The following is a 16187-nucleotide window of genomic DNA, read 5'->3' as shown; positions in this document are numbered from 1 at the left end:
TAAATTACATGCTAAATACATTTTTTGGCTGATCCAGGAACTCGTTCTCGATCACTTCTTCTCCTGGTTCCCTGCGCTCAAATTCTCTCAGTTTGCGGTTAAAACCTTCACTGTCTTTAATGATGGCTACCCTTGCGCTCCTGACAAATTCAATCAGGCCGTAAGGCTGCAGCACTTCAATCAGTTTATCGGTTTCTTCCCGGTGGCCGGTAGTTTCAAATACCGTATAATCTTTGCGGATCACTACGGCACGGGCACCGAATTCGCGCAGCAGGCGCTCAACCGATACTTTTTCTGCAATGGTATCTGTAGGTACCTTATACAAGGCCAGTTCCTGCCAGATAATGTCCTCGTTCGTATTGTAATATACTTTCAATACTTCTACCTGTTTTTCAATCTGACGGCAAAGCTTGCGCACCACCTCTTCTGTTTCGTGGATCAGGATATTGAAGCGGTGAATGTGTTCAATCTCCGAAGGTGAGGTATTTAAACTCTCAATGTTTATCTTTCTTCTGGAAAAGATGATGGCGATACGGTTCAGTATACCGATTCTGTTTTCAGTATATGCAGTGATCGTAAACTCCTGTTTTCCGTTTAATTCTATTTCGTTGGAATTGCTCATGATCTAATTATTTAAGTCTGATTTCGGCTACACTCATCCCTTGCGGTACCATTGGGAACACATTATGTTCCTGTGCTACCATTACTTCCAAAAGGAAGGATCCCGGATGGTTCAGCATTTCCTCCAGTGCGCCGGTCAATTGCGCACGCTCATCAATTCTTTTGCCGGCGATATAGTAAGAATCCGCAAGCTTTACAAAATCCGGACTGGTAATGTTCACAAAGGAATACCGCTTTTCGTGGAACAATTGCTGCCATTGGCGAACCATGCCCAGGAACCTGTTGTTTAGGATCAGGATCTTTACATTCACCTCGCTCTGCATAATGGTACCCAATTCCTGTAAAGTCATCTGGAAACCACCATCGCCAATTACGGCAACTACAGTTTTGTCTGGTGTGCCAAATTTGGCGCCTATTGCTGCCGGTAAGCCAAAACCCATCGTACCCAGGCCGCCACTGGTAATGTTGCTCCTGGTGTTGTTAAACTTGGCGTAACGGCAAGCCACCATCTGGTGCTGGCCTACATCCGTTACAATTACAGCTTCTCCTTTAGTCAGCACGTTCAATTGATGGATCACCTCGCCCATGGTCATTTCACCTTCCGCAGGGTTCAGTTCCTTTTCGATTAAGGTATCCTGTTCAATTTTATCATATGCCCTGAATTCAGCCAGCCATTCGGTATGCTGTTTTTCTTCAACCAATGCAGTAAGCAAGGGTAAAGTCTCTTTACAATCACCCCAAACCGGCACATCAGCTTTAACGTTCTTGTCAATTTCGGCCGGATCGATATCCAGGTGGATTACTTTTGCCTGTTTCGCATACTTGTCTAAACGGCCGGTAACCCGGTCATCAAAACGCATTCCAATGGCAATCAAAACATCGCAGGCATTGGTTTGTACGTTGGGGCCATAGTTCCCGTGCATGCCCAGCATCCCTACATTTAAAGGATGATCGGTAGAAATTGCTCCGGCACCCATAATGGTCCACGCCGATGGAATACCACTTTTTTCTACAAAAGCTTTAAATTCCTGTTCTGCACTACCCAGTAAAACACCCTGGCCAAACAAGACAAAAGGTTTTTTTGCACTGTTGATCATTGCTGCAGCCTGTTCGATGTATTCTTTTCTCACTACCGGTTTAGGACGGTAACTGCGGATGTGTTCGCAAGGAGTATAACCTTCGTAATCAAACATTTGCAGCTGCGCATTTTTAGTGATGTCGATCAGTACCGGACCTGGCCTGCCACTGCGGGCAATGTAAAATGCTTTTGCCAGCACAGCAGGTATTTCCGAGGCATCAGTTACCTGGTAGTTCCATTTGGTAACCGGTGTGGTAATGTTGATCACATCTGTTTCCTGGAATGCATCTGTACCCAGCAAATGCGCAAATACCTGTCCGGTGATACATACCATAGGCGTGCTGTCAATCTGCGCATCGGCCAAACCTGTAACCAGGTTGGTTGCTCCCGGGCCGCTGGTTGCAAATGCAACGCCAACTTTACCCGATGTTCTGGCATAACCCTGAGCGGCATGGGTTGCCCCCTGCTCATGGCGTACCAGTATATGTTTTAATTTTTCGTTATAATCGTATAAGGCGTCATAAATCGGCATGATTGCACCACCAGGGTAGCCAAAAATGGTATCCGTACCTTCGGCTATTAATCCTTCCAATAAAGCTACCGAACCAGAAACGTTAGTTGTCTTTTTGGGTTCAGTTAAGGTGGTTGTTACCTCTTGTGCTGTATCCATTGTTTTATTTTTAGGTAATGGGTTTTAATTTCTTAATCTGTATAGGCATCAGTAACGCAGCCCTCACTGGCATTGCTTACTTGTTTCAAATATTTGTAAAGCACACCTTTGGTGACGGGTGGTGGAAGTTGTTTCCATACCGCACGGCGGGTAGCCAGCTGTTCATCAGTCAGGTGTACATCTATAGAATTGTTTACTGCGTCTATTGTAATGATGTCATCGTCGTGTACCAGGGCAATGTTTCCGCCATCCCAGGCTTCAGGAGTGATGTGGCCTACCACAAAACCATGTGTACCACCAGAAAAACGGCCATCAGTAATCAAGGCAACCGATTTACCCAAACCTGCGCCAATAATCAATGAAGTAGGTTTCAGCATTTCCGGCATACCGGGGGCACCTTTAGGGCCTACCTGCCTGATCACTACCACATCTCCACTTTTCAGGCGTCCACTCTGGATACCGGCCATCAGAGATTTCTCTCCGTCAAATACACGGGCCGGACCGGTAAATTTCTCCCCTTCCTTGCCACTGATCTTTGCAACAGCTCCTTTAGTAGCCAGGTTGCCATACAGCATCTGTAAGTGGCCGGTTTCTTTAATCGGGTTTTCTATCGGGAAAATGATCTTTTGGGTTTCAAAATTGAGATCTGCCGCATCTGCAACATTTTCCGCAATGGTTTTTCCGGTTACCGTGATACAGCGGCCATCAATTAAACCCACTTTTAGCAAATATTTCATTACCGCAGGCACGCCACCTATTTCATGCAGATCTTCCATCAGGTAAGTTCCGCTAGGTTTTAAATCGCCCAGTACCGGAGTACTGTCGCTGATGTTCTGGAAATCATCCAGATTCAGGTTGATCCCTACAGATTTGGCAATGGCAATCAGGTGCAATACGGCATTTGTAGATCCGCCCAGTACCATTACAATTACAATCGCATTGCGGAATGCTTTCTCGGTCATGATATCCGAAGGCAGGATATTTCTTTCCAGCAGGATACGGATATATTTTCCGGCTGCTATACATTCGTTCTTTTTTTCTTCACTTATCGCAGGATAGGAGGAGCTGTAAGGCAAACTCATGCCCAAAGCCTCGATGGCCGAAGCCATGGTATTTGCAGTATACATACCCCCGCAGGCACCTGCACCAGGACAGGCATTCCTGATCACACCCTGGAAATCTTCTTCTTCTAAATTGCCTGCCAATTTTTGACCAAGCGCTTCGAAAGCAGATACAATATTTAACGATTGCCCATTCCACTTTCCGGAATGGATACTGCCGCCATATACCATAATAGACGGACGGTTTAAACGGCCCATAGCCATGATCGAACCGGGCATGTTTTTATCGCAGCCAGGAATGGTGATCAGACCATCATAATACTGGCCGCCACAAATAGTCTCTATCGAATCTGCAATGACATCCCTCGAAACTAAGGAATAACGCATCCCATCCGTTCCGTTAGACATTCCGTCGCTTACACCGATGGTGCTGAAGGTTAACCCCACCATATCATTTTTCCAGACACCCTCTTTCACAATTTTGGCCAGATCATTCAGGTGCATGTTGCAGGTGTTTCCATCATAGCCCATGCTGGCAATACCCACCTGGGCCTTGTCCATATCTTCTTTGGTCAGTCCAATCCCATACAACATGGCTTGTGCAGCCGGCTGAGTAGGATCTTGTGTAAATGTTTTGCTGTATCTGTTAATTTCAGGTGTTTGTGACATATGTTGATTTGCTCTATTTATATAATTACTTCATAGTTTTGTTTCTCTAATACAAGGCACTTGTAAGTGCGCTGCAGGGTAGCGCCAAGGCTATCCACCCATTTGACGGGAAAGACGTACTCGTCCACAGACCCTATTCCGGCAATTTCCGATGCCGTACCGCAGAAAAATGCACTGTCGGCATGTTTGATATCCTTTACTGTTAAATGCTTTTCAATGAGTTCTATATCAAGGATATGGCATAGCTCAATAATGGTGGCACGGGTAATGCCTGGCAAAATATGGCCTAGTGGCGGGGTATACAACCTGCCGTTCTTTTCAATAAATATGTTTGCTCCGGGGCCTTCGGCAATGTGCTGGTTCATGTCCAGCAATAAGGCTTCATCAAAACCTTTGTTCTTTGCTTCAGTAGTAGCCAATATGGAGTTTACATAATTTCCACTTACTTTAGCTTCTATAGGCGTAGATTTAGGATTAGGCCTTTCATAGCTGGAAATGCAAACTTTCAGTTGTTCATGCCCCAGGTAAGCACCCCATTCCCAGGCACAGATCATAATCGATGTTTTTGTACCGGCTACCAGCGACATATTTGGGGCGCAGTATATCAAAGGTCTGATGTAGGCATCCTTTAAATTGTTCATTTCGAGCAATTTGTAAGTCTGTTTGATCAGGTCATTAATGTTCCAGTGAAAAGGCATATGCACCAGTTCGGCCGAACGTTTCAGGCGTTCAAAATGTTCCCTCACTTTAAATATCCGGGTGCCATTATGAGTGCTGTATGCTCTGATTCCCTCAAATACAGCATAGCCATAATGTAATGACTGACCGTATATATCGGCAGTCGTATCAGCTGCTTTCTCAAACTTTCCGTTTAAATAAAGCACTGTATTTGAATTGAAATATTGCATTCTGGTTATAGGTATGTTTATGCTATTAAATGGTTCATTAAAAAAGCGCCACTTTTGGGGGGCGCTTGCGTATATTTTTTATTAAAAATTCATTTACAGCGCCTTATCCTTCTGAATAATCAGCAGGAGAATACCATTAATAATGACACTAAATAAGGTTGTAATTGAACGGTTCATTTTCTTATTTTTCTCTCGTTACTTTATAAATCCAATTTAGGCGTTGCTGTTTAAACTATCAATAGCTGAATGAAAATAAATGAAAAAAAATATAATTCTTTAATTTTAAAATTAATCAGTATTATGTTTGTTTATTTCATTGTTTTTGATATCTTAATTGGATGATAGTATACCAATTATGATTTCGGTATTCGGTATGCATGTTATGCCAGCATTATAATTTTCCTCATTTTCTTCCTAAAACTGCCTGACTCCCGAAAAAACTGATCAAAATCACTGGTTACTGCAGCATAAAAAAAGCCCTTTGAATTAACAAAGGGCTTTCAATTATGATATGGTTAAATATTAAGCAACCCCTTCGGCCAAAACAATAATTTTGTTTTTTAAAACCTCAACGACACCACCTTTAATAATAAAGGTCTCTTCGCCGGTTTTGCTTTTAATAATTACCGGTCCATCTTCTAAAGTTGAAATAATAGGAGCATGGTCTCTCAAAATCTGGAAAGAGCCCATTGTTCCAGGTACAGTAACTGCAGTTACTTCGCCTTCAAAAACTTTTTTGTCTGGTGTTAATATTTCTAATGTCATAGTGCTAATACTAGTTCGCTTCAGCTAATAATTTTTTACCTTTTTCAATAGCTTCTTCAATGCTACCTACAAGGTTAAACGCTGCCTCAGGATACTCATCAACTTCACCATCCATGATCATGTTAAATCCTTTGATGGTATCTTTGATGTCAACCAGTACACCTTTTAATCCGGTGAACTGCTCAGCAACATGGAATGGCTGAGACAAGAAACGCTGAACACGACGTGCACGGGATACAACCAGTTTATCTTCTTCAGATAATTCATCCATACCAAGGATGGCAATGATATCCTGCAATTCTTTATAACGTTGTAAAGTTTCTTTTACGCGTTGGGCAGTATTGTAATGCTCATCACCTAAGATCGTAGGAGAAAGGATCCTTGAAGTAGAATCCAATGGATCCACCGCAGGGTAAATACCTAGCTCGGCAATTTTACGGGACAATACAGTAGTTGCATCCAGGTGGGCAAAAGTAGTAGCCGGAGCCGGGTCAGTTAAATCATCCGCAGGTACATAAACCGCCTGTACAGATGTAATTGAACCACGTTTGGTTGAAGTAATACGCTCCTGCATTAAACCCATCTCTGTTGCCAGCGTTGGCTGATAACCTACCGCAGAAGGCATACGACCCAATAGTGCCGATACCTCAGAACCTGCCTGGGTGAAACGGAAGATGTTGTCAACAAAGAAAAGGATATCTTTTCCTGCGCCTTCACCATCACCATCACGGAAATATTCAGCAACTGTTAGTCCGGACAAAGCCACACGTGCACGTGCACCAGGAGGCTCGTTCATCTGACCAAATACCAATGTTGCTTTAGATTCTTTTAATTTTTCAGTATCCACTGTTTTCAGGTCCCATCCGCCTTTTTCCATAGAATGAAGGAACTCGTCGCCATAGTTGATTACACCTGATTCGATAAACTCACGCAAAAGGTCATTACCTTCACGTGTACGCTCACCTACACCGGCAAATACCGATAAACCAGCATAAGCTTTCGCAATGTTGTTTACCAGCTCCATGATCAATACTGTTTTACCTACACCTGCACCACCAAACAAACCGATTTTACCACCTTTAGCATAAGGCTCCAGTAAATCGATTACTTTAATACCTGTAAACAGTACTTCAGTTTCAGTAGACAGATCTTCAAATCTTGGAGGAGCATTGTGGATCGGACGACCACCAGTTTTATCAACTGCACTGATACCGTCGATGGCTTCACCGACAACATTGAATAAACGACCTTTAATCTGATCGCCAACCGGCATTTTGATAGGAGAACCAGTATCCAGTGCTTTCATTCCACGAACTAAACCATCGGTCGAGTCCATTGCGATTGCACGTACGCGGTCTTCACCAAGATGTTGTTGAACTTCTAAAACGACTTTCTGTCCGTTTTCTTTTTCAATCTCTAATGCAGAGAAAATTTGAGGTAAATGAGCATCGTCAGCAAAACTCACGTCAACTACCGGTCCTATAATCTGCGCTATTTTTCCAATGTTAGGCATATATTGTTTTGGGTAAAATTATAAATATCAATTTGTTAAAGGCCCTTTTATAAGCCTACAATTTGGTTTGCAAAGTTAAAATTTTTATACAAGAATTGCATATATAAATAAAAAGTTTTTCAACAGTTTTTAAAATGGTATTTTAGCAAGTGTAAAAGCAGCATAAAATCTTCGTTTTTAAAGGCTGGAATGTCTGTAAATTAAGAAATTAGATCAACATGAGAACAGTTTTAGTTACGGGAAGCAACGGGCTTTTAGGCCAGAAAATTACAGAACGCCTGCTGGCTACTCAGCAATTTGGATTAATTGCAACAGCTAAAGGGGCCAATCGTTTTCCTGTTACCGAAGGGTATACCTATGCAGAAATGGACATTCTTGATCCTGAAAATGTAAAAGCCGTTGTGGAAAAGTATCAGCCGGATTCCATCGTCCATACTGCTGCAATGACAAATGTGGATACCTGCGAGGCGCAAAAAGATTTTGCCTATCAGCTCAATGTAGCTGCCGTTAAAACATTGGTTTCCCTGTGCGAACAGCACAACATACAATTGGTCCATCTGTCTACTGATTTTATATTTGATGGTGCCCATGGCCCTTATGATGAACTGGCAGCACCTAATCCTCTAAGTTATTACGGCATCACCAAACTGGAAGCTGAAGAAGTAATCAAGAATTCTACCTGTCGCTGGGCCATTCTTCGTACCATCCTGGTATATGGTATTGTAAGTGATATGAGCAGGACCAATATCGTGCTTTGGGCAAAAGGCGCATTAGAAAAAAAGATGCCCATTAATGTGGTAAATGACCAATGGCGGACGCCTACACTGGTTGAAGACCTGGCAGATTGCTGCCTGCTTGCTGTAGAAAAGGATGCCCGCGGCGTTTATAATGCTTCGGGTAAAGATATGATGAGTATTTCAGAACTGGTGGGCAAGGTAGCTGACTATTGGGTTTTGGATAAAAGCTTCATCAACGAAGTTAGCTCGGAAAGTTTGAACCAGATAGCGAGAAGGCCCGTTAAAACAGGCTTTATCTTAGATAAGACCATTGCAGAGCTGGGCTATAAGCCACGTAGCTTTGAAGAAGGATTGGTAATAGTAGACCGACAGTTAAAAGAAAAAGGTTAATTCATGCAAAAAGCCTTGGATTTCTCTAAGGCTTTTCTCTGTGCACTTGTAGGGATTCGAACCCCAAACCTTCTCATCCGTAGTGAGATGCTCTATCCAATTGAGCTACAAATGCATTTCCGTTTCGTTAACGGACTGCAAAAGTAATGCTTGGAATTGAATTTAGCAATTTTTTTATCAAATTATTCCTCAAAGGACATCCCCTGAAAGATGATTATGCTATAGCCAGTTTTTAAACCTGTCACAATCAGGCATATATCAACAATTCCTGCACCCGATATAAAAACCAGATATGTATAAGCTGTAAGCCTGCTACGTTGCTGTTGTATTCCTGCTATCGACCTGCAAGTTCAGTTCATGCTCGGTTCAAGTTCGGTTCAGGGCCGGTGTTGGTTCGGCTGTAGGCGAGCGTATGCCGTAGTTGACATGACTGTAACCCATGGTTGGAGACTACTGATAGTAAAGGAGCAGGAAAGCGGTAGCGGTACTACCTACATACCTTTCACCTTCATCCACATCTCTTCATTTACCGGTATGCCTTTTTCTTCATTTTCACGTCTGGTTTGCAAAGTGCGTTCACCTGGATAACTCACCTGTTCACCAGGTTTAACCGTTCCGCCATTTTTGGTATAAGCAATTACCTCTTCGATCAGCGCATCATGCATATCAGGTCGGTGTATGGCAATGAAACATTGAGACACACCGGTTTCATCAGCATGCTCACTGATTTTACCTGTTGAGTTTCCGCCACTCAACGCAACCACCAATAAATCCAGTACCAGCGCAAGTCCGGATCCCTTCCACAAACCAATTGGTAAGGCACGTCTTGTTTTCCGGATCTCTACAGGATCATTGATCATCTCCCCTGCTTCATTATAGCCGCCCGGAAAAGGCAGCACTTCATTCTTTAATTCATACTCCTGCATTTTTCCGTAAGAAAATTGCGACATGGCCATATCCAGCACCACATGCCCTTCCTTACGCGGAATCGCGATCACCAGCGGGTTATTGCCTAAAACCGGATCTTTGCCTCCCCAGGCGGGCATACTAACGGTTGCATTGGTAAAACAAATGCCTATACACCCGGCCTCTGCAGCCTGCCAGCCATATGTTCCACCCCGCATCCAATGGTTGGTATTTTTAAGGGCCACGCAGCCCATGCCATTTACCTTTGCCAGTTCAACTGCACGTTTCATGCAATGAGCAGCGTTGGACATGCCAGGCGCAAAGTTTCCGTCCCAGCGTTCCATTACACCATAGGCTTCCAGTAAGCTGGGTAACGCATCAGGCTTTATAAATCCTTTTTTTGCATATTTTACAAAAACAGGGAACCTGTTTAATCCATGTGAATAAACCCCGTCCCGGCTGTTTTCTGCAAATATGGTAGCACAGCTATCCGCCGTTTCTTCCGGAAATGACAATTTTAACAGTATCCTTTTGAATTCTTGTTTAAGCTCTTGAAATGAAATACGCATCAGTAATTTTATAGTAAATGGAAATGCTGGTTTTAGAAAGGTCTGGCACTGTCATCCAGGATCCGCTCCCATTCCGGATGTCTTTTCAGATAAGCTGCCACAAGAGGGCAAAGTGGGATCAATTTGTAATGGTTTGCCTCAATGTACAACAGCGTTTTTTCTATCACTGCAGTAGCTGCGCCCTTACCCTGCAATTCGGGTGGAGATTCGGTATGGATCAGCCAGATTTTTTGACCATGTTCCTTATAATCTATAAATGTAGTATAGTCTCCAACTTTTAGTTCAAAGCGTTTTTCTACTGCATTTTTTACCAGGGGGAGGTTGATATATTCTTCATTCATGGCAAATTATTTAAGATGGTGATATTGCATCCTAATTTACCTGAATATTTACACAGAATTACAATAATGTAATGTTTTTATTTACGCAAATCTGCTAAAAATCAAATTTAACCCGCGCACGTATTCCCCAGGAGGACACGTTTGGATGGTCCAGGTAACTGAAACGTTTTACTGCATCTACCCTCAATACTTTAAAGATGTTCCCTACACCTACACTTCCTTCCATATAGGGCCCGTTATCGAGGGCCTGGGTAATCTGCATGCCATCAGTATTGCGCACAAACTGCATGGCATCTGTATTTTTTGCGGGATTATTCTCGTCACGCAGGCCGCCATATAAAGCTTTAAAAGACATTACTTCCCTAAGTTTTAATTTTTGCAGCAATGGGATCTTGTTAAAGAAAAAACCGTTAAAATTCTGGTCTATATTGATACTTGCGTAGTGATCACTCACAAACTCTAAAAAATTCATCAGGTTATAGGATTGCAGCTGATAAGCATAGGTTTGATTGGCCCTGTGAATAGACAACAATGGAAAAGGAAGTTTGCCTGCATTGTAGCCGCCCTCTAGTGTGACGTCGGCATAACCCAGCTGGGATAAATAAAAGCGTTTGTCTATACTGCCCAAAAAGTTATGATAGCTGTAGTCTCCGCCCAAAACACCCTTGATCCCAGCGGTATAGCGCAGGTTAAATACCGGGTATTTATCAACCAATGGAGTGCGGTATACTTTGCCCTGGTAAAATTTCTCATGCGGGGCATACCTTAAATTTACACTGATTTCTGAGGTATTGATCTGGTTGGTCCTGGAAAAAAGCGATTGTGCGGAATTGTTAAAATACAAAGAACCACCTGGTGTCTGGCTCCATTTGCGCAGGCCCAAACTGTAGGAGAAATGATTTTCAAATTCATGAACGTAGTCCAGTCTATAAAAATCATTGTACAGCATCATGTTGTTCTCCCCCCTTTTAAAAGAGAGTAAAAAGTTATCTTCCTGTACAAACTGAAGTTCCTGCCCTGGGATTTTAGTATCGCGCTGAAAACTTGCACGCAGGTAATTTTGCGGAAAGGCATAAATTGATTTATTGTTTAAGGAATATGTTCCGCTCAGGAAATACTTCCACTTCATGTCTTCAAAGCCATAAGCAGCATAGGTTTCAAAATAGTAGCGTTTGCTTAATGCAGTTGTGGTGCGGCCACCCAAACGCAGTCGAAATCCCTCAACACTGTTAAAACTATAAAATGTATTTACCGGCCCCATCTCAAAAGGTCCGAAGTCTTTATAGCCCGCAAAAAACAGGGTTACAATATCCATCGTCCTCTTGAAAGAAGGAATACTTTGCAGGGTATCCAGGTTACGGTATACGTTTGCATTGGCTGCGCTCAGGGCTTCAGGGCGGTTGCTTACCCAGAACTGCTCCGATTTCTTTTTGGCATCCGGTACAATGACCAGGGCAGCGGCACCTTTGTAAACGCTATCGGCAATCGGTTCATTTATTTTATAATCCTTATACGTTACCGTTCTTTCACCAGTAAACCCTGCACCGCTTTTTTTAGTGATCCCAAAATCTACGACCAGGTTACTTTTACTGAGGTGATAGCGGCTATCGGTATTTTGTTCAAATTCCAGCCTGGCTTCAAGCGCCCGAACAAAATTCAGGTTGATGTTTTTATTTACTGATAGAAATGCATTTTGAACCGCATAGTTTCCATCCATGGTTACATAAAGCCTGCCTTCAAACAAAAGGTCCATCTTGTTTCTTGGTGTAAAGGAAAGCTCTATCAGTTGGGGCTGTTGTGTTCTTATGGTATCTGTAATAAAGAATTTGTAGAAACCTGGTGCTCCGTCTGCAATGGGGCTCAACAGCAGGTTACTCACTACCGAGATGTTGTTATCGTAAATATCAATATCCTGGTACATCCTGTCGAAATAAGAACTTAATCCCTGGTTATCCACAAAGCGCTCATCAAAGTTAACCTGTTTGTCGGCTATTACTACTGTTTTCAGCTTCTCCGGATTTTTACGGAAATAATTATCAGAAAGCTTTTCCTGCTGAAAAACCGGAAGCATGTTTTTACCGCCAATTTTTGTAGAATCCTGTTCCTGGAAAAGAAACTGGTAATTGCGGAATATCTTTTTGTTCTTAAATTTTTCGGAGAGATTGCTCATAGAGAACAGCATCCTTTCGTACTTCTGGTAGGCCACATAATCATAGCTTTCCATCCGGTTTTTTGGTTTATTGGCAATAACCTTGCGGATCAGTTCTACTGCAGGATTCTCTTTATTGCGATAAGGGGGCTTCTTCCCTCCTTTTATTACTACTTCATTCATCTGCATGGCCTCACTTTGCAGTTGTACATTAATGGTCTGGGCCAGGCCGGGCTTAATGGTTTTAACCTGTGTTTTATAACCTATATAGCTGAATTTTAACTGGGTATAATTGCCTGAAATACTGATATTGTACTTACCATCTGCATCTGTCCGTCCTCCTTTTCCGCTTCCGGTAATGATAAAAGAAGCATAAGGTATCGTTTCTTTGGTTGCAACATCGGTGACAGTTCCGCTAACAGCAGTTTGCTGTGCATAAGATGTAAAGCCAAGCAGAACCATGGCTAACAAAAGGAAAGATCTTACGGTAATTGAATAACGAAACATGTTTACAAATTATATTGTCTGGCTTAAAAACCATTAAGCACAGCAAAGTTAATACTCAACTTTTGAATATTCTTGTAAAAAAGTCAGGATAAAGTTAGGAAACAGATGTTATGACACGAAAATGAAAAAACTAGATTTAGCAGATTGATTTTTACGGATTTACAGGGCTAAAAAGTGACTGATATTGGCCTGCACATGATCGTTCTTTTTGTGTTCGCCCCTGTTCAATTGAATGGCCCTGATCTTTACCTTATTTCTTTCCAGCAGCAATTCTTCATAAAAGCCTTTGTAATAAACATCTTTCACTTCAAATCTTCTGCTGCTCCAGGAACTTTTTAATTCTACCCATTCGGGATAAAAAACGGCATGTCCCGCAGAAATATCTATGCCCAATATATTGGCATCGGCAGCATCGAGCACAACGGCATTCCCTAAAAGACGGGCTGTATAAATGTGGTCCGGGTGGTTATATACCTGGGCCGGGCTGCCCGACTGCAGCAAAGTGCCGTCTTTTAAAATGAGCAGTTCATCCGCAAGAAATAAGCCGTCGGCAGGGTCGTGTGATACCAGAATTACGGTAACACCCGTTTCTGCAGCTATTCTTTTGATATCTGCACGCAATTGATTTTTCAGTAAAGCATCCACCTGGCTAAAAGGTTCATCCAGCAACAATACAGAAGTATCGCTTACCATGGCCCTGGCTATGGCTACCCTTTGCTGCTCTCCGCCGCTCAACTGGGTGATTTTCTTATCTTTCAGGTGTTCAATGTGCAGGTGCTGCATCATTTCTGTAGTTTTTGCCTGTTTGGCCTGCACATCGGTATTGGAAAGCATGGAGGCGATATTGTCGTAAACCTTGGCATAAATGTTCAGGGAAAAATCCTGGGTGACCATTTTCATTTCCTTATGCCCCGGAATCAGCTGCTCATCAGGTCCGAGAATACGCTTTCCTTTAAAAGAAACTTCGCCTTCATCTACTTTCAATAAACCGTAGATACACTTCAGTAAAGTGGATTTGCCACTGCCGCTTTCGCCCAGAATGGCTACCACATTTCCTTTTTTAATGTCGAAACTGATATTAGTTATCCCTGCGGATTGTTCGGTCTGGTACTGTTTGGTAAGGTTCTTAACACTGATGATCTGTTCTTCCACAGGGTAAAGATATTGAAAAATTAATTTAAGCCCAGTGTTAAGCCGAAGGACATATTCTTTAACCCTTTATGCGGGGTGCTGTCGAACATGTCATTAAAATAATATTTGGTAAAGATTCCTAGCCCCCCATAACCGAGTCTCAGTGTACCTCCATAACGAAAAGGCTGAAAATTATAGTCGTCATTAAACTTCTCCTTACCTTTTTCTTTACTTACCTGTTTCACTTTAGCATTGGTCAGGAAAGCTATCTCCGGGCCAAACACAAAGTAAAAACGTTTTCCATTATCATTCTCCTTGGTACGCAATTCAAAGTTCAAAGGAATATGTACATAAAAGCTTGAAAACCTATTTTTAGAAAATGTGATGCTTTCTGTATCGTAATCCAGCACAGGACTATTCTTTTTCATGGTAATGTTCTTTTTTAAACGAATGTGTGTCCAATCGAAGCCACCAGCTACATAGATCTTAAAGTTCGAATTGAAGCGGTAGCCCATCTGGACCACGTCTAAAGAAACAGTACTGGTTTTACCTGCTTTATAATCCAGAAATTCGTTTTCCGGAGCTAAAGAAAAACTTCCGTTATCTATCAGCTTAGCAAAACCAATATCCAGCCTGGTTAGTGTAATTCCGCCTATAAAACGTCCTTTTGAGGCATTGGTTGTTCCTGTTGAATCCTTTTTGCCAATCATGACGCCTACACCATGGCTCATATCAAACTTCTTCGTTTTACCCGATTTGGTTACTGTTGTATCCTGCCGTGTAGTTGTATTTTGAGCCATAGCACCTGCAAATCCGCTGACCAAAAGTGCCGTTAAAAATAGATATTTCATGATGTACTGGTTTGTGTGTTTAAATATTATTTATCTGATTTCCTGTTAAATTTTATAAATCCAATATTGAGGGCAACAATAGATGAATTGTCTTCATCAGTATCAAATTGTATGACTTTCTTTTCACGTTTATCTACCTTATTTACTACAAAATTAATCAGATCACCTACATTTCTTATTCCTTTATGAGGTATTTCCTCCGTTTTAGATCCCAATATATCCACTATGTCATTTTCCTGTACATGTGCATCGGCTATCATCGGCTCATCAGCAATAGCGGTTGAGGCTTTATGCAGTTCATCTGCTTCCTTTATAAGTTTGTCCTGCTTATGAATAAGACGATCACTGGACTGTTTTGGTTGCATTGTTTTTAAAGCTATACTATTTTCAAGATCTGGATCTAAACGTGGGGCTATCACCAACGGGATGCTCTTATATGTAGTCACCTGTGCCGTATCATCAACCTGACTAATATTAAATGGACTGGAAAGCGTGGCGGTATCTATAAGTGCTACCAATTTTACCGGAGCTTGTAACCTGACCTTTTCTGTCGCGGGCATAAGCAATCCAAGTCCAAAAACTGCCAGAACTAAAGCCGCCGCCACCCAATATACCGGGAACCTAAGTTTAGTGGCAGGCTTCAATTCGGCCGCGATGTTGTTCCATAAATCTGTAGATGGTTGTATTTCTGCCTTTTCGAACTGATCTTTAAATAACTGGTCAAATGCCTTATCCTGTATGTTTTGCATAATCCATGCCCTCCATTTTTATAATTTCTTCTCTTAATATTGCCCTCGCCCTAGACAGTTGCGATTTACTTGCACCTTCCGAAATGCCAAGTGCTGCGCCAATCTCTTTATGGGAATACCCTTCAATTGCATACATATTAAACACCAATCTGTAGCCATCGGCCAGTTTTTGTATGATTGTCAGCAAATCCTGCATCCCTAGCCGGCTAAAATCAAATCCGGTAGCAGGCTGATCAAAAGCATCATCAATAGGTACCATATTTATGCTGCGAAGGTTTTTCCGGTAATTTTCAATTGCTGTATTCACCATTATTCTCCTTATCCACCCTTCTAAAGACCCATCTCCGCGATATTCCTGTAATTTCTGAAAAACTTTAATATACCCTGTTTGCAATACGTCTTCTGCCGTTGCCCTGTCTTTTACGTAGCGCATGCAAACTGCCAGCATCACTGCTGAGGTTTGCCTGTACAGGGCTTCCTGCATTTTCCGGTTGCCTGCCCGGCATCCTTCCAATAATTCTTCAATTCTATATTGCGTCAAATCATTTATGTGTTTGGTATATAGAAGATGC

General features: G+C 42.2%; 14 protein-coding genes and 1 tRNA gene. 1 reads left to right on the top strand and 14 read right to left on the bottom strand.

Translation table 11 applies throughout. The features are described from left to right. Window positions 1-4: 4 nt before the first annotated feature. The 6 genes from ilvN to atpD form a co-directional block, all read right to left on the bottom strand. Entirely contained in the window at window positions 5-622 is a 618-nt protein-coding gene (gene ilvN / locus R2Q85_RS12435) for an acetolactate synthase small subunit (protein ID WP_316812111.1), read from the bottom strand. Between the two features lie 7 nt (window positions 623-629). After that, window positions 630-2369, bottom strand: a complete 1740-nt coding sequence (gene ilvB / locus R2Q85_RS12430; protein ID WP_316812110.1) for a biosynthetic-type acetolactate synthase large subunit — start codon at window positions 2367-2369, stop codon at window positions 630-632. A 32-nt stretch (window positions 2370-2401) separates the two neighbouring features. After that, window positions 2402-4099 (bottom strand): dihydroxy-acid dehydratase, encoded by a 1698-nt coding sequence (ilvD, locus tag R2Q85_RS12425; protein ID WP_316812109.1) that lies wholly within the window; start codon window positions 4097-4099, stop codon window positions 2402-2404. Window positions 4100-4116: 17 nt separating this feature from the next. Then, window positions 4117-5007, bottom strand: coding sequence for a branched-chain amino acid transaminase (locus R2Q85_RS12420; RefSeq protein ID WP_316812108.1), 891 nt, complete (start codon window positions 5005-5007; stop codon window positions 4117-4119). A gap of 522 nt (window positions 5008-5529) precedes the next feature. Continuing rightward, a complete protein-coding gene (gene atpC, locus R2Q85_RS12415) occupies window positions 5530-5772 on the bottom strand; it encodes an ATP synthase F1 subunit epsilon (RefSeq protein WP_316812107.1) in 243 nt (80 codons plus the stop codon). Between the two features lie 10 nt (window positions 5773-5782). Then, entirely contained in the window at window positions 5783-7285 is a 1503-nt protein-coding gene (atpD, locus tag R2Q85_RS12410; protein ID WP_316812106.1) for a F0F1 ATP synthase subunit beta, read from the bottom strand. 218 nt (window positions 7286-7503) lie between these two features. On the opposite strand from atpD, the gene R2Q85_RS12405 reads away from it, so the two are divergent. Beyond that, a complete protein-coding gene (locus R2Q85_RS12405; RefSeq protein WP_316812105.1) occupies window positions 7504-8412 on the top strand; it encodes an SDR family oxidoreductase in 909 nt (302 codons plus the stop codon). 41 nt (window positions 8413-8453) lie between these two features. On the opposite strand, the gene R2Q85_RS12400 is transcribed toward R2Q85_RS12405, so the two are convergent. From R2Q85_RS12400 to R2Q85_RS12365, 8 genes are all read right to left on the bottom strand, one after another. Continuing rightward, window positions 8454-8527 (bottom strand) — tRNA-Arg (locus R2Q85_RS12400). Between the two features lie 376 nt (window positions 8528-8903). Then, window positions 8904-9887, bottom strand: coding sequence for a 3-dehydro-L-gulonate 2-dehydrogenase (gene yiaK / locus R2Q85_RS12395; protein WP_316812104.1), 984 nt, complete (start codon window positions 9885-9887; stop codon window positions 8904-8906). 32 nt (window positions 9888-9919) lie between these two features. Further along, window positions 9920-10228, bottom strand: a complete 309-nt coding sequence (locus R2Q85_RS12390) for a GNAT family N-acetyltransferase (protein WP_316812103.1) — start codon at window positions 10226-10228, stop codon at window positions 9920-9922. 94 nt (window positions 10229-10322) lie between these two features. Next, on the bottom strand, window positions 10323-12884 hold the full coding sequence (locus R2Q85_RS12385) for a DUF5686 and carboxypeptidase-like regulatory domain-containing protein (RefSeq protein WP_316812102.1): 2562 nt from the start codon (window positions 12882-12884) through the stop codon (window positions 10323-10325). Between the two features lie 159 nt (window positions 12885-13043). Beyond that, on the bottom strand, window positions 13044-14036 hold the full coding sequence (locus tag R2Q85_RS12380) for an ABC transporter ATP-binding protein (RefSeq protein ID WP_316812101.1): 993 nt from the start codon (window positions 14034-14036) through the stop codon (window positions 13044-13046). A 20-nt stretch (window positions 14037-14056) separates the two neighbouring features. After that, window positions 14057-14866, bottom strand: a complete 810-nt coding sequence (locus R2Q85_RS12375) for an outer membrane beta-barrel protein (protein WP_316812100.1) — start codon at window positions 14864-14866, stop codon at window positions 14057-14059. Window positions 14867-14892: 26 nt separating this feature from the next. Next, complete coding sequence (locus R2Q85_RS12370; protein WP_316812099.1) at window positions 14893-15615, bottom strand: hypothetical protein; 723 nt, start codon at window positions 15613-15615, stop codon at window positions 14893-14895. After that, window positions 15596-16165 carry an RNA polymerase sigma factor gene (locus tag R2Q85_RS12365; RefSeq protein ID WP_410478887.1) on the bottom strand — a complete coding sequence of 190 codons (570 nt, stop codon included), beginning with the start codon at window positions 16163-16165 and terminating at the stop codon, window positions 15596-15598. The genes R2Q85_RS12370 and R2Q85_RS12365 overlap by 20 nt, the downstream gene beginning before the upstream one ends. Between the last annotated feature and the right edge of the window lie 22 nt (window positions 16166-16187).

Source organism: Pedobacter heparinus, from assembly GCF_032678725.1.
GTDB classification, from domain to species: domain Bacteria; phylum Bacteroidota; class Bacteroidia; order Sphingobacteriales; family Sphingobacteriaceae; genus Pedobacter; species Pedobacter heparinus_A.
The sequence above is the reverse complement of the archived record's forward strand: the minus strand, read 5'-3'. Positions and strand labels throughout refer to the sequence as shown.

Bases quoted from the DNA above. Each gene is read 5' to 3' on its own strand.
- ilvN (WP_316812111.1), bottom strand. From the start codon at position 622: ATGAGCAATTCCAACGAAATAGAATTAAACGGAAAACAGGAGTTTACG.
- ilvB (WP_316812110.1), bottom strand. From the start codon at position 2,369: ATGGATACAGCACAAGAGGTAACAACCACCTTAACTGAACCCAAAAAG.
- ilvD (WP_316812109.1), bottom strand. From the start codon at position 4,099: ATGTCACAAACACCTGAAATTAACAGATACAGCAAAACATTTACACAA.
- R2Q85_RS12420 (WP_316812108.1), bottom strand. From the start codon at position 5,007: ATGCAATATTTCAATTCAAATACAGTGCTTTATTTAAACGGAAAGTTT.
- atpC (WP_316812107.1), bottom strand. From the start codon at position 5,772: ATGACATTAGAAATATTAACACCAGACAAAAAAGTTTTTGAAGGCGAA.
- atpD (WP_316812106.1), bottom strand. From the start codon at position 7,285: ATGCCTAACATTGGAAAAATAGCGCAGATTATAGGACCGGTAGTTGAC.
- R2Q85_RS12405 (WP_316812105.1), top strand. From the start codon at position 7,504: ATGAGAACAGTTTTAGTTACGGGAAGCAACGGGCTTTTAGGCCAGAAA.
- yiaK (WP_316812104.1), bottom strand. From the start codon at position 9,887: ATGCGTATTTCATTTCAAGAGCTTAAACAAGAATTCAAAAGGATACTG.
- R2Q85_RS12390 (WP_316812103.1), bottom strand. From the start codon at position 10,228: ATGAATGAAGAATATATCAACCTCCCCCTGGTAAAAAATGCAGTAGAA.
- R2Q85_RS12385 (WP_316812102.1), bottom strand. From the start codon at position 12,884: ATGTTTCGTTATTCAATTACCGTAAGATCTTTCCTTTTGTTAGCCATG.
- R2Q85_RS12375 (WP_316812100.1), bottom strand. From the start codon at position 14,866: ATGAAATATCTATTTTTAACGGCACTTTTGGTCAGCGGATTTGCAGGT.
- R2Q85_RS12370 (WP_316812099.1), bottom strand. From the start codon at position 15,615: ATGCAAAACATACAGGATAAGGCATTTGACCAGTTATTTAAAGATCAG.